The organism is Leucobacter sp. UCMA 4100, assembly GCF_027853335.1.
In the GTDB taxonomy this organism is placed as follows: domain Bacteria; phylum Actinomycetota; class Actinomycetes; order Actinomycetales; family Microbacteriaceae; genus Leucobacter_A.
Window position 1 is genome coordinate 1,178,468 of sequence record NZ_JAFEUS010000002.1, and the last position, 22,766, is coordinate 1,201,233.

General features: G+C 64.3%; 19 protein-coding genes. 8 read left to right on the plus strand and 11 right to left on the minus strand.

The window, feature by feature from the left end; translation table 11 throughout:
• Positions 1-6: 6 nt before the first annotated feature.
• The 8 genes from JSO19_RS05660 to JSO19_RS05695 all read right to left on the minus strand — a co-directional run bounded on the left by JSO19_RS05660 (position 7) and on the right by JSO19_RS05695 (position 10,843).
• Complete coding sequence (locus JSO19_RS05660) at positions 7-1,056, minus strand: alpha-ketoacid dehydrogenase subunit beta (protein WP_270910321.1); 1,050 nt, start codon at positions 1,054-1,056, stop codon at positions 7-9.
• A complete protein-coding gene (locus tag JSO19_RS05665; RefSeq protein ID WP_270912101.1) occupies positions 1,053-2,270 on the minus strand; it encodes a thiamine pyrophosphate-dependent enzyme in 1,218 nt (405 codons plus the stop codon). The genes JSO19_RS05660 and JSO19_RS05665 overlap by 4 nt, the downstream gene beginning before the upstream one ends.
• A gap of 5 nt (positions 2,271-2,275) precedes the next feature.
• The gene (locus JSO19_RS05670) at positions 2,276-3,367 is read right to left on the minus strand and encodes a histidinol-phosphate transaminase (RefSeq protein ID WP_270910323.1); all 1,092 of its coding nucleotides are present in this window, start codon (positions 3,365-3,367) and stop codon (positions 2,276-2,278) included.
• Between the two features lie 64 nt (positions 3,368-3,431).
• Positions 3,432-4,169 (minus strand): siderophore-interacting protein, encoded by a 738-nt coding sequence (locus tag JSO19_RS05675; protein WP_270910324.1) that lies wholly within the window; start codon positions 4,167-4,169, stop codon positions 3,432-3,434.
• A gap of 270 nt (positions 4,170-4,439) precedes the next feature.
• A complete protein-coding gene (locus JSO19_RS05680; RefSeq protein WP_217136150.1) occupies positions 4,440-5,714 on the minus strand; it encodes a PucR family transcriptional regulator in 1,275 nt (424 codons plus the stop codon).
• Complete coding sequence (locus JSO19_RS05685) at positions 5,705-7,159, minus strand: phytoene desaturase family protein (protein WP_270910325.1); 1,455 nt, start codon at positions 7,157-7,159, stop codon at positions 5,705-5,707. Before JSO19_RS05685 ends, JSO19_RS05680 begins: the two co-directional genes overlap by 10 nt.
• Positions 7,156-9,150, minus strand: a complete 1,995-nt coding sequence (locus JSO19_RS05690; RefSeq protein WP_270910326.1) for a DUF3556 domain-containing protein — start codon at positions 9,148-9,150, stop codon at positions 7,156-7,158. The genes JSO19_RS05685 and JSO19_RS05690 overlap by 4 nt, the downstream gene beginning before the upstream one ends.
• A gap of 130 nt (positions 9,151-9,280) precedes the next feature.
• Positions 9,281-10,843, minus strand: coding sequence for a class I adenylate-forming enzyme family protein (locus JSO19_RS05695; RefSeq protein WP_270910327.1), 1,563 nt, complete (start codon positions 10,841-10,843; stop codon positions 9,281-9,283).
• Between the two features lie 174 nt (positions 10,844-11,017).
• Here JSO19_RS05695 and JSO19_RS05700 point away from each other — a divergent pair, with 174 nt between their 5' ends.
• Positions 11,018-11,659 (plus strand): maleylpyruvate isomerase family mycothiol-dependent enzyme, encoded by a 642-nt coding sequence (locus tag JSO19_RS05700; protein ID WP_270910328.1) that lies wholly within the window; start codon positions 11,018-11,020, stop codon positions 11,657-11,659.
• On the opposite strand, the gene JSO19_RS05705 is transcribed toward JSO19_RS05700, so the two are convergent.
• Together JSO19_RS05705 and JSO19_RS05710 are read right to left on the minus strand one after the other, a co-directional pair.
• Positions 11,637-12,710, minus strand: a complete 1,074-nt coding sequence (locus JSO19_RS05705) for a glycerate kinase family protein (protein WP_270910330.1) — start codon at positions 12,708-12,710, stop codon at positions 11,637-11,639. The two genes, JSO19_RS05700 and JSO19_RS05705, sit on opposite strands and share 23 nt — an antisense overlap.
• A gap of 329 nt (positions 12,711-13,039) precedes the next feature.
• Complete coding sequence (locus JSO19_RS05710) at positions 13,040-13,690, minus strand: GntR family transcriptional regulator (protein WP_270910332.1); 651 nt, start codon at positions 13,688-13,690, stop codon at positions 13,040-13,042.
• Positions 13,691-13,899: 209 nt separating this feature from the next.
• On the opposite strand from JSO19_RS05710, the gene JSO19_RS05715 reads away from it, so the two are divergent.
• From JSO19_RS05715 to JSO19_RS05745, 7 genes are all read left to right on the plus strand, one after another.
• Positions 13,900-14,817 (plus strand): ABC transporter substrate-binding protein, encoded by a 918-nt coding sequence (locus JSO19_RS05715; protein WP_270910334.1) that lies wholly within the window; start codon positions 13,900-13,902, stop codon positions 14,815-14,817.
• Positions 14,818-14,819: 2 nt separating this feature from the next.
• Positions 14,820-15,788 carry an amino acid ABC transporter permease gene (locus JSO19_RS05720; protein ID WP_270910336.1) on the plus strand — a complete coding sequence of 323 codons (969 nt, stop codon included), beginning with the start codon at positions 14,820-14,822 and terminating at the stop codon, positions 15,786-15,788.
• Entirely contained in the window at positions 15,785-16,570 is a 786-nt protein-coding gene (locus JSO19_RS05725; RefSeq protein ID WP_270910338.1) for an amino acid ABC transporter ATP-binding protein, read from the plus strand. Before JSO19_RS05720 ends, JSO19_RS05725 begins: the two co-directional genes overlap by 4 nt.
• Positions 16,571-16,573: 3 nt before the next feature.
• Positions 16,574-17,584: a C-terminal binding protein gene (locus JSO19_RS05730; RefSeq protein ID WP_270910340.1), complete on the plus strand. Its 1,011-nt coding sequence runs from the start codon at positions 16,574-16,576 to the stop codon at positions 17,582-17,584.
• A 3-nt stretch (positions 17,585-17,587) separates the two neighbouring features.
• The gene (locus JSO19_RS05735) at positions 17,588-19,240 is read left to right on the plus strand and encodes a thiamine pyrophosphate-binding protein (RefSeq protein WP_270910341.1); all 1,653 of its coding nucleotides are present in this window, start codon (positions 17,588-17,590) and stop codon (positions 19,238-19,240) included.
• A gap of 46 nt (positions 19,241-19,286) precedes the next feature.
• Positions 19,287-20,102 (plus strand): alpha/beta fold hydrolase, encoded by an 816-nt coding sequence (locus JSO19_RS05740; RefSeq protein ID WP_270910342.1) that lies wholly within the window; start codon positions 19,287-19,289, stop codon positions 20,100-20,102.
• Positions 20,103-20,258: 156 nt separating this feature from the next.
• Entirely contained in the window at positions 20,259-21,410 is a 1,152-nt protein-coding gene (locus JSO19_RS05745; RefSeq protein ID WP_442915703.1) for an IS30 family transposase, read from the plus strand.
• An 84-nt stretch (positions 21,411-21,494) separates the two neighbouring features.
• On the opposite strand, the gene JSO19_RS05750 is transcribed toward JSO19_RS05745, so the two are convergent.
• Entirely contained in the window at positions 21,495-22,562 is a 1,068-nt protein-coding gene (locus JSO19_RS05750) for an FUSC family protein (protein ID WP_270910344.1), read from the minus strand.
• Positions 22,563-22,766 lie beyond the last annotated feature (204 nt).

The following is a 22,766-nucleotide window of genomic DNA, read 5'->3' on the forward strand; positions in this document are numbered from 1 at the left end:
GGCGCGCTAGCAATTCATTGCGCGGTCGACGGCTTCAAGCACGCGATCGGCGTCGGGCAGGTACTGCTTTTCGAGGCCCGCGGGCGGGAACGGCAGGTCGTAGCCGCTCACCCTCAGCACAGGCGCTTCGAGCGAGAAGAAGCACTTCTCGCTGAGCGTTGCAGCGATTTCTGAACCGACGCTCGCGTTTTCTGGCGCCTCTTGGGCGATGATCGCGCGGCCGGTCTTTTGCACCGAGGCCACGAGTGGCCCGTAGTCGAGTGGTGAGATCGTGCGCAGGTCAATGACCTCGGCGCTCACGCCCTCGCTCTCGGCGATCTCGGCAGCCTGCATGAGCGTCGTGACCATGGCGCCGAAGCCGATGAGCGTAATGTCGCTGCCCTCTCGGGCGACGAGCGAGCTGTGCATCGGGGCGCCGGGTGCGTCTTTGCGCACCTCGCCCTTTTGCCAGTACTTCGCCTTGGGCTCCATGAAGATCACGGGGTCGTTCGAGCGAATCGCCTCTTGAATCATCCAGTAAGCGTCGTTGGCATTTGCCGGGCTCACAACCCTGAGGCCCGCGGTGTGGGCAAAGTAAGCCTCGGGGCTCTCCTGGTGGTGCTCAACGGCGCCGATGTGGCCGCCGTAGGGCAAGCGGATCACGACGGGCATGTCGATCGTGCCCTCTGAGCGGTTGCGAATCTTCGCGAGCTGCGTCGTGATCTGGTTGAAGGCGGGAAAGACGAAGCCGTCAAACTGAATCTCGACGACGGGCCTGAAGCCGTTCATGGCGAGACCGATGGCCGAGCCGACGATGCCGGCCTCTGCGAGCGGGGTGTCGAGCACGCGTGCGGTGCCGAACTCCTTCTGCAGGCCATCGGTCACGCGAAAGACGCCGCCGAGCGTGCCGATGTCTTCGCCGAGCAGCACGACGTGGTCGTCGTTACGCATCGCGTCGCGCAGGCCAGCGTTGATGGCCCTCGCGATCGCGAGCGATTCGGTTTCGGGCGCAGCAACGGGGGCCGTGCCCGTGGTCGCTGCCCCCGGGGCGGTGAGTGCGGTGGTGTTCTGGCTCATGCTGCGCGGTTTCCCTTCTGGCCTGAGCCACTCGCTACTGGCGCGGGTGATGGCGCCGCCGCCTGGTCGTCGTATGACGCCTCGTACTGCAGCGCCCATTCGCGCTGCTCATCAATGCGGGGGTGCTGCTCGGCATACACGTGGTCGAACATTTCGGTCGTGTCGATCGGGGGCAGCGCGAGAATCTCGTCGCGAATCGTGCGAGCGTGGGTCGTGGCCTCGGCGTCGACCGTCTCAAAGAACTCCTCGGGCACGCCCTTGCTGCGCAGGTAGCCTGCGAGGCGCACGATCGGGTCTTTCTGGCGCCACGAATCGAGCTCTTCGTTCTCGCGGTAGCGCGTGGGGTCGTCGCTCGTGGTGTGGGCGCCGATGCGGTAGGTGAGCGCCTCGATGTACGAGGGCCCGTGGCCCTCACGAGCGTGGCGCATGAACCGCTTGCCCACGGCGTAGGCCGCGAGCGCGTCGTTGCCGTCGATCTGCACGGCGGGAATGCCGAAGCCAACAGCGCGACGGTAAATCGGGGTGCGTGACTGGCGCGCAACGGGCACCGAGATCGCGTACTGGTTGTTTTGCACCACAAAAACGGTGGGCGACTGGTAGCTCTGAGCAAACACGAGTGCCTCGTTGGCATCGCCCTGGCTCGTCGTGCCGTCGCCGTAGAAGCTGATCACGGCCGCGTCGGTAGGGGTGCCTGCCTCGCCCGGGTCGAGGGCGTTATCGCCGGCCTTGAGCTTGGCCTCGAGCACCATGCCGAGCGCGAAGCCCTGCGCGTGCTGTGCCTGCGCGCCGAGCACGAGGGTGTAGAGGTGAAAGTTGCCGTTTTTCGGGTCGTTCACGTCCCAGCCGCCGTGGGTCAGGCCGCGAAACTGCGCCGCGAGGTCGAGCATCGAGACGCCGCGCACGTCGGCCACGAGGTGCTCGCGGTAGGCGGGAAACAGATGGTCTTGGGGTTCGGCAGCGAAGGCGAGACCCGCCTGGCAGCCCTCCTGCCCAAGGCTCGGTGCCCACAGTGCGAGTTGCCCCTGACGTTGCAGGTTGGTGCACTCAGTATCGAAGGCTCGGGCGCGCACCATTGCGCGGTACCACTCTTGCACCTCTTCGGTGTCAAGTGCCTCGATCTCTGCGAGATATTCTTGAGCGCTTTCGTTCGGCGCGAAGGTTCCTTCGGCGTCGAGAAAGCGAATGGGTTCTGGATCATTGATGTCGATCCTCATAGGTGTCACGCTCCCTGTTGGAATGCTGCGGTAATTCGGAGCACTTCGTGGGTGCTCTCTTCTTCGCCGACAGAGATGCGCACACCTTCACCAGCGAAGTTACGTACAAGGGTCCCTTGTTCTGCAAAGGCTAAAGCCAATTCCTGCGAATTGTCTCTTAGCGGTAGCCAGACAAAGTTTGACTGCGATTCGGCGACCTCGTAACCCTGGTCACGAAGCCCCTGAACGAGCCGTTCGCGCCGCTCAACGAGCACCGCAATATTTTCTTTCAGCTGCCGTGTCGACTCGGCTTCGAGCGAGGCAAGCGCCGCCGCCTCAGCCTGTGGCGACACCGAGAGGGGAATGCCGACGACACGGCAGGCCTCCCAGATCATGGGGTGGCCGACGCCGTAACCGGCGCGCAGGCCAGCGAGGCCGTAGGCCTTCGAGAAGGTGCGCAACACGACGAGGTTGTCGTACTTGCCGACCTCTTCGTCGCCGCGCACTGCCTCGGGATCGGTCACGAACTCGGCGTAGGCCTCGTCGAGCACGACGAGCACGTTCGAGGGCACACGCTGCATGAAGTTCGCGAACTGCTGCTTCGTGACGATGGGCCCGGTCGGGTTGTTGGGCGTACACACCATGATGGCGCGGGTGCGCTCATCGATCGCGTCGGCCATGACGTCGAGGTTGTGCGTTCCGTCATCGTTGCCGCGAACGCCACGACCCTCACCGCCGGCCACGAGGGCGAGCATCGGGTAGCCCTCAAAGCTGGGCCAGGGGTAAATGAAGTTGTCGCCCTGGGCGACGGTTGCTTGCACGAGCTGATACAGAATCGACACTGACCCCGCACCGACGTGCACGCGCTGCATGCTCGTGGCCGGGTCGAGCCCGTAGAGCTCGCCGATCTTGGCCTTGAGCTCTGGCAGCGCTGCATTGGCGTAGCGGTTGACCTGTGCTTCAGCGATGGCCCGCTGCACTGCGGGCAAGGGTGGGAATGGGTTTTCGTTACTTGAGAGCTTGTAGCCCTTCTTCTCTGGCGTCGCGCCCTGCTTGTAAGCGGGAACCGCGAGCACTTCTGGTCGGATATGCACGGGAGGGGTATTCGAGGCTTCCATACCCATGAGTGTAGTTCGCGCTACCGACATTGGGCGTTATATTTTGGGGGCCAAACGACCTCGTTCACGGGGCAACATTTCTCGCATCGGCGGCCGATTCGACCTCGCCACGAACGCTCGGGTCGGCGAGATCGGCCTGGCGAGCCGCCGCCTCGGCGAAGGCCTCACCAATGAGCCGGTCCCTGGCGGTGCTGTCACGTCCCGCTTTCCAGTAGGCCGCAGCGAAGAGGTGGTCGCGCGGGTGACCAGCCTCGCGCAGTTGCCGGCGCAGGCGGGCGACGATCTCGGCCTCGGCCGCGATCCACGACTGCAGCGGATCGCCGGGCTCGATCGGCTCGGCACGAACGAGACCGGCAACCCGTTCTTCGTTCCACTCGGCCGCGCAAAGCAGCGTGGCGCGAAGGCCGGGGTGCGCTGGCAGGAGCGCCTGTGAGCCCTCGGCAGCGGGGGTTTCGGCGATGAGCGAGATGCGGTGGTCGCGGGGAATCGCCGCGACGATCGAGGCGGCCGCGGGCAGCGCGCTCGCGTCGGCGACGATGAGGTGCCGGGTGACCCCGTCGCCGAGCGCGTGCTCCCGGCGTACGGCATACACCTCGACGGTGTCACCGGGTTTGGCAGCGGCGATCCACGGCCCCACAATGCCGCCCCCGTGCCGCAGCACCTCGATCTCGATGCTCGTGGGCGATGGCCGTTTCGCAACCGTCATGGCGCGCAGCTCTGGGGCCTGGCCGGCACCGGGCACGGCGATCTTGACCGCGTCGGCGGGCAGGGTCGGGGCGTAGTCGGCGAAGCGTCCGGTCACGGCTGCCGCTCAGACAGGCCACAATTCTAGGGTGATGTCTCGGGCGAAATGGTGCCGCCGATGGGTGGCGAGTGGGCTGAAGTTGGCGGATCCGCCGCTGAAACCGGATACGGCATCTACTTGACGAAAAGCAGGGTGTTTCGGCGATAACACCCTGCTTTTCGTCAAGTAGACCGCAAACGGGCAGGAAACGGCCCGAACGCGCGTCGAACGCAGCCGAGCGCGAGCCGAGCGCGAGCGGGGGCACAGCCCGAAGCACCGCGCCCCCGCTCAGCCACCCAAAAGGTCGAAGAGCTTCAGCGCGAGCGAGATCTCGAGCCCGTTCGTTCGCTTGGCGCCACGTTCCTGTTCGAAGCGGGCGACGCGCTGCCGCACGGTGTTGCGGTGCAGGCCGAGCAGTTCGGCGGTGCGCGACGAGTTCTCACCCGTGGCGTAGAAGGTGGCGAGGGTTTCGCGCAGGGCCGCCGTGGCCTCGCCCTCGGTTGCGACCTGGCCGAGCACCTCCTTGGTCCAGGTGAGAGCGCTCTGGGTGTCGTGCATGATGAGCGAGAGAAAGCCCACGTCGGGGTCGGTGAACGAGACCAGGCGGGCCTCGCGGTAGCGTTGGGCACCGAGGGCGACGTGGCGGGCCTTCGCCGCCTGCTCATGGCTGCGCTTAAACCCCTCGATACCGTTCGCCGAGCCGCCGATCGCAAAGCGAATGTTGCGGGCCTCGTCTGAGTCGGCGAACTCAGCGAGCCGCCGCAAGAGGCTCGGCGTGAGCTCGGGGTCAGGAAGCGCAACCCACGCCCAGGCAGTTGAGCGGTCAGAGGCCGTGATGAGCGGCGGCTTGGTCGAGTGCACGAGCGACGCAATGCGGCGCAGGAGTTGGTCGATGCGCTGCTGGTCTTCGGTGTCGGGGGTCTCGAACTCGAGCCACGCGATGATCGCGAGGTGCTGCTGCTCGAGCGAGTAGCGGGTCTTTGCCTCGAAGCCAGCCGCCGATGCTGGTTCGCCTCGCAGAACCTTGAGCACGGCGGCGGCGTTCGTGACCGCCCTCGCCGTCCACCACTTCTGCTGTTCGACGACGTGCACCTCGACGACATACTGCAAAATCCAGTCGAAATAGTTGTGCACGACGTCGGTCACGAGACGCACAATGTTCATCTGCATCTCTTTGTCTTCAAGCTGCAGCTGGTCGACCGCGTCGATGCCCCGCCTCACGCACATCGACTGGCCGAGGTAGTACGCGCGGGTCAGCGAACCGAGCGGAACGTCACGCTGTGCGAGCCGCACCGCATACTCGACCGCGCCAGTGTTCGGCTGCATCGAGTCGACGCCGATGTCGTTCGTGAGAATGTGGCCGAGGGTCCAAACGTTCCCGTCGATGCTGGCGTGCAGCATCTCGATGAGTTGCGGGTCTTGGTCGAGCCCCGCAACCCGTTCAGAAAGGAGCTCGGTCATCTCGTCGACAATGCGCGGCCCCATCTCTTGCAGGTTGCGGCCTGCCTGCGCGACCAACTCCCGCATGTGCAGATCACCCATCGTCGCCCCCACTACCGGCATGGCTCGTACACCTCGGTGTGCACGGCGCTTCGGTGCTGCAAAAACTGCAGCGCACGCTGAGCTGAATTATACCCGCCCATGCCGTGAATCCCGGGCCCGGGCGGGGTCGCGGCCGAGCACAAATACACCCCTGGGATGCCTGTGTCGTAAGGGTGTGCGCTGAGGCGCGGCCCGAGCAGAAACTGCAGGGGCGACTTCGCGCCGGTGAGAATATCACCGCCGAGAAAGTTCTCGTTCTCGGCCTCACTCTCGGCCGTCGTGCGCGAACTGAGCGCGACGATGCGCTCACGAAACCCCGGCGCAAAGCGCTCGATCTGGGCGATGATCGCCTCGGTCGCGTCGCCCGAATAGCCCGCGGGAACGTGCGCATAGGCATAGATGGGAACGATCGATCCGCTCGCTCGCGTCGGGTCGGCGGCCGCCTGCTGGCCGACGAGCACGAAGGGGCGAGCGGGCATGCGCCCCGCTCCGACGTCGCGTTCGGTCGCGACGATTTCTTCGGCGGATCCGCCGAGGTGCACCGTTCCCGCCTGCGAGACGCGCTCGTCGAGCCAGGGCACGCCGCCGTCGACCGCGAAGTCGACCTTGAACGCGGCGGGGCCCGGTTTGAAGCGGCGAAAGGCGGCACGGGCTCTGGCCGGTTGCTGCTCGGCGAGAATGCCCGCGGCGATTCGGGGGTGCACGTCAAGCATCGTGATGTCACGGGGCGGCAGCTCGTAAAGGCGGTTCACCCGCTGCCCCGTCTCGAAGCGCACGCCCATGCCGCGAAGCATCTCGATGTGGGCGTCGGTGAAGCGGCCGGTGCCGCCCTCGATCACGGGCCAGCCAACCGCGTGGCCGGCGATGATGATGCCCGCTCCGATGCCCGTCACGAGCGGCTGTGTGAGCGGCTGGCAGGCGTGAGCGGCAACGCCCATGAAGAGGGCCCGAGCTCGCTCGTCGCGAAAGAGCTTACCCACGAGCGATGGTGGCGGGCCTGCGACGAGCCCCATGCGGGCGAGCAGGAGCGGGTGCCGTGGCACCCTCAGCATGGGCGACATAATGACGCCAGAGAGCCGGTCAAACGCCCGGGCCGATGGACCGAAGGCCCCCGCCCAGCGGGCGCCGTCACGGCCGAGCCCCGCCGCGGTCTCATCGACCGAGGTGTGCAAGAAGCCCGGCTCGGCGCCGTCGAGCGGGTGAGCCGCATCGATCGGCGCCCGCGCCCAGCGCACCCCCATCGCCTCGAGATCGAGGGTCTTGAAGAAGGGCGAGCCGGGCGCCATGGGGTGCACGGCAGCGCAGTGGTCTTGCACGAGACCCGAGATGGGCGACTCGGTCGAGCGGGCACCGCCGCCGAGCTGCTCGGCAGCCTCGACGACGGTGACCTGAACTCCCGCGCGTGCGAGCACGGTCGCGGCGGCGAGCCCGTTCGGCCCGCTGCCAACAACGACCGCTGTGGTCATCGCTTCACTCCCTCCGTGAGCGCCTCTTCGGCCTCGGCCACGACGTTCACGAGGTCGGTATTCGCGACGTCAATGCCGCCGGTGCCGTCGGTGAGCGGCGGCTCGGCGTCAGGGCCGATGATATCGGTTGCGGTGAAGCGCAACTTGTCGAAGTCTGGCGAACGCCAGGTGACGGTGAGGGGCAACGGGCCGTCGGGAAGCCAGGGCTGCGCCTGCGCGGCATCCTTCACCTGCCAGCGGCCCCGCTCAACAACGCCGAGGGCCGCGTCGATGAGCTTATACTCCTGATAGCCGTGCCAGAGCGGCTCAGACTCAGCCCAGGCGACAATGAACTCGCCGGGCTCGAAGCGGGCCTGCTCCTGAATCGCCGCGATGAGCTCTTCGTCGTGAAAGTGTCCCTCGCCGAAGTTGAAGCCGATCATCGCGTTGCAGGCGAACTCGCCCTCGCGCACCCGGCGGTGGTCGATGTCGGGCACGTTTTGCAGCATGATCGAGAAGAGCCCGCGACCCTGCGTGTGTAGCGCGCGCCATGCGAGCGACACCTCGAGAAAGGTCTCGGCCTGCTTGTAGGGCAGCCCCATCGCCTGGAACTGGTCGATCTGGTCGAGGGTCGGGCGGTATACCCGGTGCAGTTTCTTCTCGGCATCGGGGTGAATCGCCCAGAGCCCCGTCGCCCAGTTGCCGCCGTACTGTCTAAGCGCCGCAAGAAACGATACCTTGTCGGGTCGAATGCTCCCGAAAATCACGAAGAAGACGGGCACGGCGATGACCGAGAACGGCATCCACGGCTGTGACATGTCGAACACGCTGAAACCGGCCGAGTTCGGGTAGCCGATGAAAAAGACCACGGCACAGATGGCAAAGAGGAGGTTCCACTCGAGTGGCACCGCAATCGGGAAGGTCGAGATGATGAAGAGGCAGAACCCGACCATGAGCAGCGTCGCAAGCGTCACGGTGACCTGGCCACCGAATGCCTGACCGACGACAAAGAGCATGGTGAGTGGCGCTGCGATCTCGACGATTGTACCGAGCACGTGTGCAAAGAAGTGCGCGATGGGGCCGGGAAGCAGGTTGTCGTTGTCGTAATCCTGGTAGGCCTTCTTCTTGAGCCAGCGTGGCGGCCAGAAGGGCGTGTTGCTGAGCATCGGTGGAATCACCGGGCTGAAGTGCCGGTTGAGCTTCGAGAAGCCCGCGCCTACCCACACCGTCACGAGGAAGATTTTGAGCGCGATCACCATGTCGGTCACCTCGAACAGGTTGGGGAACACGATGAAGCACACGACGGGCAGCAGGTACTGCTCAGAACGTGCCGCGAGGAAGATAATCTTGTCGCGCATGCCGATGAGGCACAGGAAGATGACGGCGCTGATGAGCGGGGTGGTCTGAATGAGCATGAAGCTCTCGGCATTGTTCGCAAGCCACGACGGTACCCCGTTCGCGGGGTCGGTGAGCAACGCCTGAAAGCGAGCGAGCGCCGGCAGGTCTGCCGCCGTCTGCCCAGGCGAGAGCAGAGCGAGACCCATCGAGAAGAGGAACCCCCAGTACAGAAACACGTCGAAGATCGTGCGCCGGTTGCCGCCGCGCCACGGGATCCACTTATACGGGCTCAGCTTGATCGTACCTGGTCGTGACCAGAACAGAATGCCGCCCGTGTAGGGGCCAAATTTGCCGGCGAGCGGGCCCCAGGACCCCGCCACCCCAATCGCGTCGAGCAGCATCGCCATGACAAGGTACTTCTGGTACACGATCGGGTTGGTCCACCACGAAGCCACATCGAGGGGGTTCAGTCCCGAGGTGAGGGTGATCACGAGGGCGCCGCCAAGCAGCCACCCGCCAAAGAGCTTCACGAGGTACATGACCGAGATCTTGCGCGCCGCACCAAAACCCCACTCACCCCACTCCTTCGACACAAACTTGATGCGCTCTTGAAACGTGCTGCGCAAAAACTCATCGGGCTCGATATTCGGAAGCCTCGGTTGGTGATATCCCATGACAACTCCTTTGGTGACAGGTGTATGAATGCTGAACGAAAATGGGCATGCGGCGGCCAAGGCACCGCAAGTGAGGCCGACACCCCGCGTTCGCTTCGGGGCGGCCTAGAAAAAACCGTGGCGCGCCGCGCTACACGCTGGCTCCGACGCTCGCGGCGGCAGTCTCGCTCACCGCGGCGTCGTTCTGTGGGGCGCCCACGTCGTTCGCCGACCCAATCGGCACCGTTTGCCGCCTGAGTTCTGGCTTATCGACCTTGCCGACGGGGTTTCTCGGCAGGTCGCTCACGACCTCGAGCCTCGCGGGCACCTTGATTTTCATGAGGCCCGCCGAGCAGTGTGCGAGCAGTTCGGCCGCGGTCGCCTCGCTGCCGGGCTGCGTGACGACGTAGGCGACGGGCACCTCACCCAACGTTGGATGTGGCGCGCCGACGACGGCCGACTCGAGCACCGCCTGGTGAGTCGCGAGATGCGCCTCGATTTCTTTCGGGTAAATGTTTTCGCCACCGCGAATGATCATGTCTTTGATGCGGTCGACGATGCTCAGGTAACCGTCTTCGTCGAGCACGCCGACGTCACCCGTGCGCAGCCAGCCGTCAACGACGGTCTCGGCGGTCGCCTCTGGCCTGCCGAGGTAGCCGCGCATGACCGTGGCACCCTTGATGCGCACCTCGCCGCGCTCACCCACCGCAACCTCGGCTCCATGCTCATCGGTGAGCTTGAGTTCCTGGCCCGAGACCACGGGCCCCACGGTCCCGAGCTTCTGCGGCCCGCGCAGGGGGTTACCCGCCGAAACGCAGGTCGCCTCGGTGAGGCCGTAGCCCTCGATGATGAGCAGCCCGAAACGTTCGGCGCACAACTGCAGCAGCTCGCGAGACACTGGAGCCGCCCCGCAAATCACGAAGCGGATCGAACTGAAGTCGGTACTCACGTCGCTCGGCAGCTGCACGAGGCGCGCGAGAATCGCGGGCACGACCGAGAAGTACGTCGGCCGGTGCTTCTCGATCGCCTCAAGGAAGGCGACCGGCGCAAACCGCCTCAAGATGATCGTCGATCCGCCAACCGACATGGGAGCCAGCCAGCTCACGCAAATCGCGTTGACGTGAAAGAATGGCAGCACGACGAGCGCGCGCTCTTCGGCGGTCATCTCGGCGTGAGCGGCCATGCCGCGCGCCATCGCGTCAAGGTTGGCGTGGTCGAGCATGACGCCCTTCGGCTGGCCCGTCGATCCACTCGTGTAAATGAGCAGCGCGATGCTCGCGGGGTCGATCGCTATAGCCCCGGCGTCACTCGATCGCTCGGTGCGCATCGCGGCAACGTCGAGCACCGGCACAGCCGAACCCGGCGCGGTGAGGCCCGGCAGGCGGTCGAGAATGCTGCGCTCGGTGAGCAGCAGCTTCGTCGCCGAATCTTCGAGCTGATAGCTGAGCTCTCGCTCGGTGAACGTCGGGTTGATCGGGGTCGCGGTGACCCCCGCGATCCACGCCCCGAGCATGCCGATGACGAGCTCGATGCTGTTCTCGAGCATGATGCCGAGCACCTCGCCCTCGGCCACCCCGAGCTCAGCGAGCTGCTCGGCAAAGGCGAGCGCCAAGTCTTCGACCTCGGCGTAGCTCAGCGTGCGATCTTCGTCTCCGAGGCAATCGTTTCCCGTGCCCGCGGCGGGCGACTCCCAAAGCAAATGTGTCAGCGTCATTGCCGTCCCTTCTGAGCCGATCGCCAGTGATCAGCTTCCAATGGCATTGCCCCATGGTACGAGCAGTGGGCCGCGCGGTTCAGGGACGTTGTTGGCCCAGTTCGCGTATTGGGGTGTGCAGTTTGCACCCCGCCGCGCTATTCTCAAACTCACCACCCGCCAAAGGAGCCCCTCATGCCGCCAAGCACCGCCGAAATCTGGTCGTTCGTTCACGCCGAGCGCGGCAGGCTCGCAGACGATCTCGCGCACCTCACCGACGAGCAGTGGGCCACACCCTCGCTCTGCGCCGGATGGAGCGTGCACGACGTTCTCGCCCACCTCGTCGACACCGCGCACACGGGCAAGCTCGCCTTCGTGGGCAGCATGATCGCGAGCGCCGGCAACTTTGACCGTGCGAACGAGCGGGGCGTGAAGCGGCACCTGGGCGCGACGGGGGCGCACACGCTCGAGGCCTTTCGCGCGGCCCGCACCCTCACGAAGTCGCCGCCAGCGAGCCCGAGCACCCGGCTCGTCGAGGCCATCGCGCACGGCGAAGACATTCGGCGGCCCCTCGGAATCACCCGCGACTACGAGGCCTGGGCAATACACGACGCCATCGACTACCTCGCGCGCACGCCGGCCTCGTTTGGCGGCTGCCGCGAGCTGGCAGCGCGGGTGCGTCTCGTGACCAATGGCGGCGGATCATCCTGGGGTGAAGGCCCCGAGGTGACAGCGAGCGCCCTCGACCTCTTGCTCACGGCGACGGGTCGCGAGGTCGGCGAGGGCCGGCTCTCAGGCCCGGGCGTCGCGCTCGTTAGCGAGCATCTCGCGCGCTGAGGCGGTTGAAGAGCGTGGCCTCTCGCGCCGCGTCCTGCGTTGCCTCACGCGCCGCCTCGCGAATCTCGTCGAGCGTCGAAGCGGTCATCGCCCCGACAAACCCCATGCGCTCAGCCAGCGCTTCGCCGCCGTCGGCGAGCTGACCCGCGATGACCGTGCAGGCGACCCCGAGCCCCCGGCTCGCGCGCAGCACCCCAGAAACGACCTTGCCGCTTTCAGACTGCCCATCGAAACGGCCCTCGCCGGTGAGCACGAGGTCGGCCCCTCGCGCTGCCTCTTCGAAGCCGACGAGCCCGAGCAGCGAGTCGATGCCGCTCACGAGCTCTGCCCCGCACGCGGCCCAAAGGGCACCCGAGAGTCCCCCGCCGGCGCCGGTGTATGCAACCCCGATCGGGCTCCTCGGAAGCGTCTCGGCATACCCGCGCAACCGCTCCGTCACCCCGTCGATCTGTCCCGGCAGCACGCCCTTCTGCGGCCCGAACACCTCGGCGGCCTGCTCATAGGGAGTCTCGACGTCGGTGAGCACGGCAATGGTGGCGCCGGTCTGCCCCGCCCCATCGCCGCTTGCCGCGCCCGCCAAGCCCGCCTCACTCAGGGCCTCGATCGCTCCGCGCCCGCCGTCGCTCGTCGAGCTGCCGCCAACCGCGACCGTCACCGAGCGACACCCGGCACGCAAAGCATGGACGATCTGCAGGCCCGTCCCGCGGGTCGAGGCGCGCAGGGCGTCGAAACCCTCGAGCTTCGCAAACTGGATGCCGCTCGCGATCGCCATCTCGACGTAGGCGTGGTCACCCACCCGCAAATAGTGCGCGGTCAGCGGGCCACCCATCGGGTCGACGGTGCTCGTCTCGACGTACTCTCCGCCGAGCACCGCGTGGATCGTCGCAATCGTCCCCTCACCCCCGTCAGCAATCGGCAGGCAGATCGCCCTGCCGCCCGCCGCGAGCACCCCGTCGCGCATCGCCTCGGCGACCTCGGCCGCCGTGTGCGTTCCCTTAAACGAGTCGGGTGCGCACACCACGATCGCCGCTTTGCCTGTTTGCTCCGTCACACTGGCCTCCTGCGCCGCTTCGCCCGGGCCGCGCGTCGGCCCCTCACCTATTACAGCAACAAACCGTGCCCGCCGGGCGACTTTTTGGGGGCGGATCGCTCCGCCCGACCCCGCGCGCGCTCACGTTCCCGCGCCCTGTGGCACTCCCGTCACACCCTGTGCCACCCCCGCGCGCCCCGTGACACTGCTGGCACGCCCTGTGGTCACTTTCGCGCGCCGTGTGGTCAAAAAGTGTCGAAAAACGAGCGAAATTCGACACTTTTTGACCACACATTGGGGCGAAAGGGTGGTCGAGCGAGCGAGCGCGCGCAGTGCCACCGCGCGCAGCGTCAGGCCTCGTGCAGTGCCACCGCGCGCAGCGAGTGCAGGAACGACGACTCGTGGCGCTCAATATGCTCGAGAATGAGCCGCTGGGCGTCGAGGGCATTGCGGCCCACGACCGCATCGTGAATCGCTTGATGCTCGTACACTGTCGCGGCAACCTCGGCCGCCTGCGAGGCGTCATGACGCTGAAGCTGCAAGAGCGCGTATGCCGTCTGGTTACCGCTCTGCTCGTAAAACTTATCGATGCCGGGACTGCCAATCAAGGCAATGATGCTCGCGTGAAAACCAACGTCGGCGCGGGCGAGTTCGGGGCTCAAGAGACCACCAGCCGCGGCGTCACGAATGCCCCCCATCGCAACCGTGACCCTCGCGAGTTGCTCTTCTGAAGCGACAGACACGAATCTCGCGCCCTCGAGTTCGAGCACGCGCCGAATTCGGTATAGGTCGTGTACGTCGGCCATGGTGAATACCTTCACGTGCGCGCCCTGGTTGTGCTTGTGAACCACAAGGCCCTCGCTCGCGAGCAGTAGGAGCGCCTCGCGCACAGTGCGTCTTGAGACCTCAAAGAATTGCGCCAGCGCTATCTCACGAAGCGGTGTGCCGCTTGAGAGAGAGCCCTCGAATATTTGCGAACGCAGGTCATCTGCGACCGCCACAGCGGTTCTTCCCAATCAACTGCCTTTCGATAACGATTGCCCGTGGTCAACCTTATGCAAGGGCACCACAAATGTTACACAGTTTCTAGAGAATGATCACCAATTTTATTTGATTTCACTTTATCTATTGATAATTGGTGATCAATCTCATAATGTAATGCCCCAAGGAACACGTCGGGTTCCGAAACCACTCAATGAGGAGAATCACCGTGCGAAACCACAGACTTTTGTTTGGCGGCATTGCCGCCATAGCCGCAACGACCCTTGTCGCACTGACCGGGTGCTCGGCAGACAACGACACCGCTAAAGATCCGGCAGACTCCGCAGAGACCAAGACCGAGGTGGTTGACGAGATTCGGGAGCTTTTGCCGAAGCGTATTCAAGATGCCGGGGTTATCAAGGTTGGCACCGAGGCCTACTACCCTCCATATGACTACTTCGGCGACGATGAAGAAACCATCGTTGGGCTTGATCCTGACCTGTTGCACGCGCTCGGTAGCATTCTCGGGGTCGAGTTTTCCATCGAAAATATGGCGTTTGATGGGCTCCTCCCAGCGCTCGAGGCGGGACGATTCGACATGGTGTCTGGAGCCCTCGGCACGACCGAAGAACGCATCGCTAAGTACGACTTCGTCACATACTTCTCAGCGACGCAGGGCATCACAACCGTGGCCGAGAACCCGAAGGGCATCAAGGGCAAAGACGACCTCTGCGGTTTGAACGTTGCGGTGCTCGACGCTTCCTACCAGCTGAGCCTGCTCGAGTCGTTCAACGACAACGAGTGCGCCTCGAACCCCATGAAGATTCAGGCCTTCCAGTCTGACTCAGACGCGCTCATGCAGTTGCAAAACGGCCGCGCAGACGCGCACATTGCCCAGTACCCGGTCGCGGTCTACAACGCTACGACGTTTGGTGAGGGCAAGAAGTTTGCGGTCGTCAACGATGAGACCTTCGGAGCGCAGCTGCTCGGCAAGATCTTCAGAAAAGATGAGCAGGAGCTTCGTGACGCCGTTCAGGCCGCGATGAACGAGCTCATTCGTTCAGGAGTCTACGGCGACATTCTTGATGAGCATGGCCTCGCGCTCGGCGCGGTCGAGAGCTCAGAGATCAACGTGGTGGCTGAATAATCATGATCGCCGAAACTTCGTCGCCGCGACGCAGCGAACCGTTTGCCAATGCCGGCTCAATAACGGGCCCCATCAACGCGGTGCCCGTTCGCAAGCCAGGCCAGATCATCGCGGGAACCATTATCGCTGTCGTGGTCGGCTGGCTTGTCTTCACCGTCGCAACCAACCCCAACTTCAACTGGGGCATTGTGGCCAAGAACCTCACCGCCCCGAGCATTCTGCGCGGGCTCACGACCACCATCACGCTGACGGTTCTCGCGATGCTCATCGGCATCGTCCTCGGCATGCTACTGGCCGTCGCGAGGCTCTCAAAGAACTCCGTGTTGCGCGGCGTCTCGCTCGCATACATTTGGCTCTTTCGCGGCACACCGCTGCTCGTGCAGTTGCTGCTGTGGTTCAACCTCGCCCTCTTCTTTCCACGCATCGGCTTCGGCGACTTCTCGGTTGACACCAATGCGCTCATCACGGCGTTTGTTGCCGCGCTTCTTGGCCTCGGGCTCAATGAGGGCGCGTACATGGCCGAGATCATGCGCAGTGGCATTCAAGCGGTTGACGCCGGCCAGGCCGAAGCCGCTTCGGCCCTCGGCATGCGACGTTCGCTGGTGATGCGGCGCATCATCTTGCCTCAGGCGATGCGCGTCATCATTCCCCCGACCGGCAACAACCTCATCACCATGCTCAAGATGACATCGCTCGTAACGGTCATCGCGGCCCCCGACCTTCTCAACCGCGCCCAGGCGATCTCGGCCAAAAACTTCTACGTGTTTGAGCTGCTCATCGTCGCGAGCGTCTGGTACATGCTGCTCACGACCATCTTCACACTCGTCCAAATGCAGTTGGAGCGCCGCTTCGCGAAGGGAACCGTCGCAACGGGAGCAAAGATGCGCAAACGCATCGTCAAGAATCTTGCCCCCGGAAGGGTAACCAACACCGAACTCATCGAAGCCATCGGCGAACGGAGAACACCATGACCGAGACCGTACGTGACGCAAGCATCCCAATGGTGAGAGCACGCAATGTGCACAAGTCGTTCGGCGATCATGAGGTCTTGCGCGGCATCGACTTTGAAGTACCAAAGGGCAGTGTCGTCTCGCTCCTAGGGGCGAGCGGGAGCGGCAAGTCGACCTTTCTTCGCTGCATCAACACCCTGGAGCGCCTCAATGAGGGCCGCATCTGGGTCGACGGCGAGCTCGTCGGTTATCGCGTTCGGGGCGACAAACTGCACGACCTGACCGAGGCAGAGGAGGCCATGCAGCGCCGCAAGACGGGCATGGTATTTCAACGGTTCAATCTTTTTGCGCACATGACTGCCCTCGAAAATATCATCGAGGCGCCGATCCGCGTCTTGCAAAAATCTCGCGCAGAGGCGATCGAGCACGCGCACCAACTGCTTGAGCGGGTTGGCCTGAGCGATAAATACGGCCACTACCCGGTGCAGCTCTCTGGCGGCCAGCAACAACGCGTGGCGATCGCGCGAGCGCTCGCGATGCAGCCCGAGCTCATGCTCTTCGACGAACCAACATCGGCCCTCGACCCCGAGCTCGTGGGCGAAGTGCTCGACGTGATGCGCGAACTCGCCGAAAGTGGCATGACGATGATCGTGGTAACACACGAGATCGGCTTCGCGCGCGAAGTGTGCGACAAGGTGGCCTTCTTGCACGCGGGCCGCATCGTCGAAGAGGGCGACCCTCAACAGGTGCTTGTTCACCCAGAGCACGAGCGCACTCAATCATTTCTCTCAAAGGTCTTATAACCCATGTCTACCCCACCACTCGCACTCTTCACCGACCTCACAGACCTCTCGATCGAACCCGCCAAACGCATTCTTGCCGAGCACGGGTTTCAGAGCGAGGTGCTCGAGGTCGACGCGTCGGGCGTCGTTGCTACCCACCAGCGTGAGGCGGTCGCACTCATTGTCGGGTATCGGCAGCTGACCGCCGATCTGCTCGCGCAGTTCGGGAGCCTCGGCATCATTGGAACGACGAGCAACGGTTTCGACATGATCGACCTCGATCACGCCCGCGAACGCGGTATTTGGGTCACGAACGTTGGGCACGCAGCGACCGAAGAAGTCGCGGTTCACACCATGTCGCTGATTCTCGCCGCCGAGCGGCACCTGGGAGCCATGCAGCACATCGCCCGTGAAGGAGGTTGGACCACCGAGGTCACGCTCACCCCTCGCAGGCTCAGTACCCTGACGCTCGGTATCGTCGGTTTTGGCAAAATCGGTCAGGCCGTTGCCGAGCTCGCCAAGCCGTTCTTCGCCTCGGTAATCGTGCACGACCCCTCACAAACGGGTGTGCTCGGCGAGGTCACCGCGCTACCGCTCGGCGAGGTCGTCACAGGCTCAGACGTGCTCTCGCTGCACCTGCCACTTACCGCTGAGACCCACCACATCATTGATGCCAAAGCGCTCGCGAGCATGCGACCCGGCGCGACCCTTGTCAATGTTTCGCGCGGCGAACTCGTTGACGAAACCGCCCTCGTCGAGGCGCTCGATGCCGAAAGGCTCTCGGCAGCGTGCGTTGACGTGCTCGACACCGAACCGCCAAGCGCACAGCACCCCATGCGCACCCACCCCCGGGTCTTACTCACGCCCCACGTGGCTTTTCTTTCGAGCGGATCGCTCACGCAGTACGAAGAGACCGCGGCGCTCAGAATCGCCGAGTGGCACGAGAGTGGCAGCCCCAGCGAGTGGGTTCTGCGAGGCGCCGAGCGCTCACCCATGACCAAGACATTGCACAACGCACACAGTAAGGAACAGTGAACTATGAACGGCACCCCACGCATTGGCGGCGACCTGGCACTCGAAGCCATCACCGCCCTCGGCGCGACAGCGGTCGTCGGCCTTCCCGGCCAACACGCCCTCGGCCTCTTTGACGCGCTGCGCCGCAGCTCTCTCACCTACCTCAGTTCACGGGTCGAGAACAACGCCGGTTTCATGGCTGAGGGCCTCGCCCGATCGACCGGAACCGTCGCCCCGCTCCTGCTCTCAACGGGCCCAGGGGCGCTCACCTCGCTCGCGGCGCTCCAAGAGGCCAAGCTGTCGTCGACGCCGGTGCTCGCGATCGCCGCTCAGGTTCCGGTCGCAGGGCTTGGCGGTGGCCGCCATGGCTTTCTGCACGAGTTGCCTGAGCAGAGCGCGGCCTTCGCCCAGGTGGTCAAACACGTTCGAACGGTGCGCACGATCTCGCAGATCGTTCCCGCGATTCACGAGGCCTGGCAGATCGCAGAGTCGGCCCCTGCTGGCCCCGTTCTCGTCGAGATTCCGCAGGACATTCTGCTCGAATCGGCCGATGCGCTTCCCACTGTCGCCCATCTCACCTCTACTCCTCAGACACCGGCGGTGCCCGCCGAGCTCGTTGCTGCCGCTGCGGCGACCCTGTCGAGCGCCGAGAGGCCCGTCATTTTTGCGGGTGGCGGGGTGAAAACCCCGGCCGCTCGCGAGGCACTGCGTGAACTCGCCGAGCGCCTTGGCGCACCCGTCGCGACCACGTTCGGGGGCAAAAGCGCTTTCGCTTGGGACCACCCGCTGAGCTTACAGAGCTGGATCGAAGACCGTCACACCACCGATGCCCTCGAACAGGCCGACGTCTTACTCGCCGTCGGTACGGGCCTTGGCGAACTCTCAAGCAACTACTTCACGTTGCAACCGGGCGGATCATTCATACACATCGAGGCCGACCTCGGCAAAGTCACCTCAAACCACCCCGGTCTCGGCATTCATGCGGCTGCCGAAGACGCTCTGCCGGCGATCGTTGATCTCGTATCGGTTACTGACAGCGAGGCCAGGCAGGAGCGTGGCGCCCAGTGGGCTGGATCGGTGCGTGAGCGGGTTCAGCAGCGCATCGACTCGCAGCCCCTGGCCAAGGAGCGGCAACTGCTCGAGGGCTTGCGCGATGCCGTTGCGAGCGACGTCGACACGTTCTGGGACATGACGGTTCTTGCGTACTGGGCCTGGTCGGCCTGGGACCCTCGCGGGGGTCTCTTCGCCTCGGCCCAGGGCGCCGGAGGGCTCGGCTACGGGCTTCCCGCCGCGATGGGCGCAGCACTCGGCATTGAAGTATCGGCCGACACACGGCCGGTTCTCGCGGTTTCAGGCGACGGCGGTGCAATGTACAGCATTGCTGAGCTCGCGACGCTGGCTCAGCACCAGCTCGATGTCACCTGGCTCATCATCGACGACGGCGGCTACGGCATCTTGCGTGACTATATGGAGGCAGCGTTTGGCGCCTCCACCGCAACTGAACTGAGCCGCCCTAACTTCGTCGAACTCGTTCAGTCGTTCGGCATCGAGGCCGAAATCGTCGCAGTGGCTGACGCCCCGCAAGCGGTCGCCGAATCGCTCGCCGCAAAGGGCCCCCGGGTAATCGTCGTTGAGACGCACCTCGACCTCTTCGCGCCAACCCACCTCGATGCCTAATTCACCCCTTCACAACACCCACCTCACAGGTTTAGGAGAACACCACATGCCAACGTTCATTGCTTCAGATGAGACCTCGATTTACTACGAAGATTTCGGAGAGGGAACGCCGATCGTCTTTATTTGCTCTGGCAACGCGACCCACTCAATGTGGGAGGAGCAGGTCGCGGGGCTCGCTCCCAAGCACCGCACCATCACCTTCGATTGGCGTGGCACCGGCCTTTCTGGCCGACCTCGCTCGGGATACACCGCAGAACGCGCCGCCGAAGATCTTGCCGAGCTACTTGAGCAGGTGGTTGCCGCTCCCGCCGTACTGGTCGGGCATGGCATGGGCGGGCACCTCGCAATTCTTGTTGCGGCGAAGCACCCCGAGCTCGTGTCTGGCCTCGCCGTTGCAAGTTCAGGCCCCTGGTACGCCGGTGAACGCGACGGTCTCGTCGGCGGAATGTCGATGGAGTTCATCGAGGGCTCGGTCTCGGGAACCGGCCTCACCTACCCAGACGTCATGGCGAAGATGACCGATACGTACCTCTTCAAGCACCCGGTGAGCGACATCGTGCGCACCGCGACAATCTTGCAGCAGCTCGAATGGCCCCTCTACGTGCTCGACGCATACGACATCAACATGCGCGATCTCGACCACCGCGCCTACCTTGGCGACATCACCCAACCAACCGTGATTCTGCACTCAAAGCACGACACGAAGCAGCGTTTCGAGGGTGCGTCGGTGCTCCAGGAGGCGATCCCGAACGCCGAACTCGTGGTCTTTGAAGACAGCGCCCACGCGATTCAGGCCGAAGAGATCGAACTGTTCAACGCCTCGCTCGAGCGCCTCGTCGACCGGGCAAACGCGGCGGCCTAGCCGCCTCCCCTTCATGGGGCCACTTTCGCACGCCGTGTGGTCACTTTCACACACCACGTGGTCAAAAAGTGTCGAATTTCGCTCGCGGGTTCTAACGGTGGTTGCAACACCCGAGACAATACAAGGGTGGACACTGACATGAAGTTCTCAAGGAACATGCTTGCTGAGCATGTGAACACGATCTGGGATATGCGAGCTGCTGGCTTCACCGCACGAGAGATTGGTGAACGGGTAGACAAGAGCGAAGCCGCGATCTTGTCACATATTCATTCGCAGGGCGGGGTGAGACCCCGAAGAGTAGCCCGGGTGTCGTCGTTATCGTTCGAGGAGCGTATCGAGATTCAGGCGTTATGGACGGCAAAGGCTGGGATTCGTGAGATCGCGAGGAAGTTGGGGCGTGCCCCGTCAACAGTGAGTCGTGAGATTCGGCGGAACGCGTTCTTTTCTTCTGAACGGGCTCGTAGGCCGAGGTATCGGGCAACACAGGCACAATCGCAAACGTTTCAGCGCGCCCGCAGACCGAAACCGTCGAAGCTGGTAACGAATCCGCGGTTACGGCGTTTTGTGGAGGCTGAACTATCGTTGAAGCGGTCACCGGAACAGGTTGTGGGCAGGCTACAGCGCGAGTTTCCGGATCAGCCGGAGATGCGAGTGTCACACGAAACGATCTATCAAGCGATCTATCTCCTTGCCAGGGGTGGGCTCAAACGCGAGCTTGAGGTTCGGGTTCGTACGGGGAGGAAGATCCGACACAGTCACCGTTCTGGCCAGTCTAGGCAGGGCCGAATTGCTGGGATGGTGAACATTGTTGACCGTCCCGCAGAAGCACTTGATCGGGCTGTTCCTGGGCATTGGGAAGGTGACTTAATTATCGGGAAAGATGGCAAGAGCGCTATCGGGACGGTCGTTGAACGCCACTCGAACTATCTATTCCTTGTTTGGTTAGACCCCTCGTTACCGCGGGTAGAAGCAGTCACTGAGGGGCTTATCGCGAAGATGAAAGAGTTACCTGATGTGCTTCGTCGGACTCTCACCTGGGACCAGGGCAAAGAGATGAGTAAGCATCAAGAAGTCGCTATGGGAGCTGATATTGATGTGTTCTTTTGCGACCCGCACTCGCCCTGGCAGCGGCCGACGAATGAGAACACGAATGGGTTACTGCGGGAGTATTTCCCCAAGGGCACTGATCTGAGTGTGTTCAGTCAGGCAGATCTCGATTATGTTGAGTGGGAGATGAACGACCGGCCCCGGAAACGGTTAGCGTTCGCGAAGCCGGCCGAGGTCATCGAAGAGATACTGTTGCGCTGACCGCTAGAAACCGCCCTCGATTTTCGACACTTTTTGACCACACGATGGGGGCGCGGGCGGCGCGGGGCACGCGCCCCCGACCCGTCAGCGCGAAGCGCGCGACGCCGCGCCCGGGCGCTGCAAGAAGCCCGAAGCCATCGCGAGGGCCGAGCCGACCGCGGTGTCGACGAGGCGTTCGGTCGCGGTCGTGAGGTGGTCGGTGCTGCCCATGGCGGCGCCTGCGATGAGCAGCACGAGGGGCGTAATGAACACGAGCGCGACGCCGTAGTTGCGCACCACGACGAGTTCGATGACAAACTGCAGGCCAGCGAGCAGCAGCACGAACGCCCAAGGGTGCGCACCGAGCGGGGCGATCACGAGGTAGAGCAGGGCCCCGACGAGGGTTCCGAAGGTGCGGTGCATGCCGCGCGAGAGGGCGTGCGTCGGAACCGTACTCAGGCCGATCACGGCGATGCCCGCGGCGACGGTCCAGTAGGCGCGGCCGGGGTCGATCCACAGCATGCTCACGACCATGCCGGCGGCCGAGACCACGGCGACGCGGGCGATGAGCCAGCCCTCGCCGTCGCCGAGCCACGGGCCGGGCAACAGTTCGCGCAGGGTGCGGGCGGGGCGGGTGCGCTGGCTCGGAAGCAAGAGCGGCAGCAGCGCGAGCAGGTAGGCGAAGGCGAGGCCAGAGGCGAGGGCCGTGAGGAACACGAGCGGATCGATGCGCCGAGCCCCGTCGTACTCGGCCGTGATCATGCTCGCAAGCCCGTACATGAGCACGAAGAACACGGGGCCGGGCGGGCCGATGCGGAAGCCGAAGGCGAAGGCGCTGCCGGCGATCGCGACGAAGACCATGACCGTTGCGCTGATCCACGGCCAGGGGGCGAGCCAGGTGCCGATCGCGGCGCAGGCGAGCAGGGCCGCGGCCATGACGGGTAGTACTTTGGCGCGCTCCTTGGCCTGGGCCCCCGCGAAGAAGAGGGCGAGAAACGCTCCCGTGCCGGCCTGCAGCCCGAGGTCGGGGCGGCCAGCGAAGGTCATGACGGCGAGAGGAACACCCATCGAGAGGGCTGCGCGCGTTGCGATCCACCGTCTTGGCCCCTTCTGGGGGTTCAGGGTGAACAGGCTGCGCAGGGCGCTCTTGAGTTCGCTTCTCGCGTTGTGCATTGGGGGTTGGGCCGCCTCTCGTCGGGTCGCTCGGGCGGCGAATCGTCAGAGAGCAACGGCAACGTTGGGCCGATTCACACGCCTGGGCGTGGGGTGAGTCGTGAACGGCATTCGCTAAGCATCGTTACTCGCCAGAGCGATGAGCGGGCATGCCTCACGTGCTTAGTGTACTCTCCCGAGTTCGTGTGAGCGCTGTGACCGGGG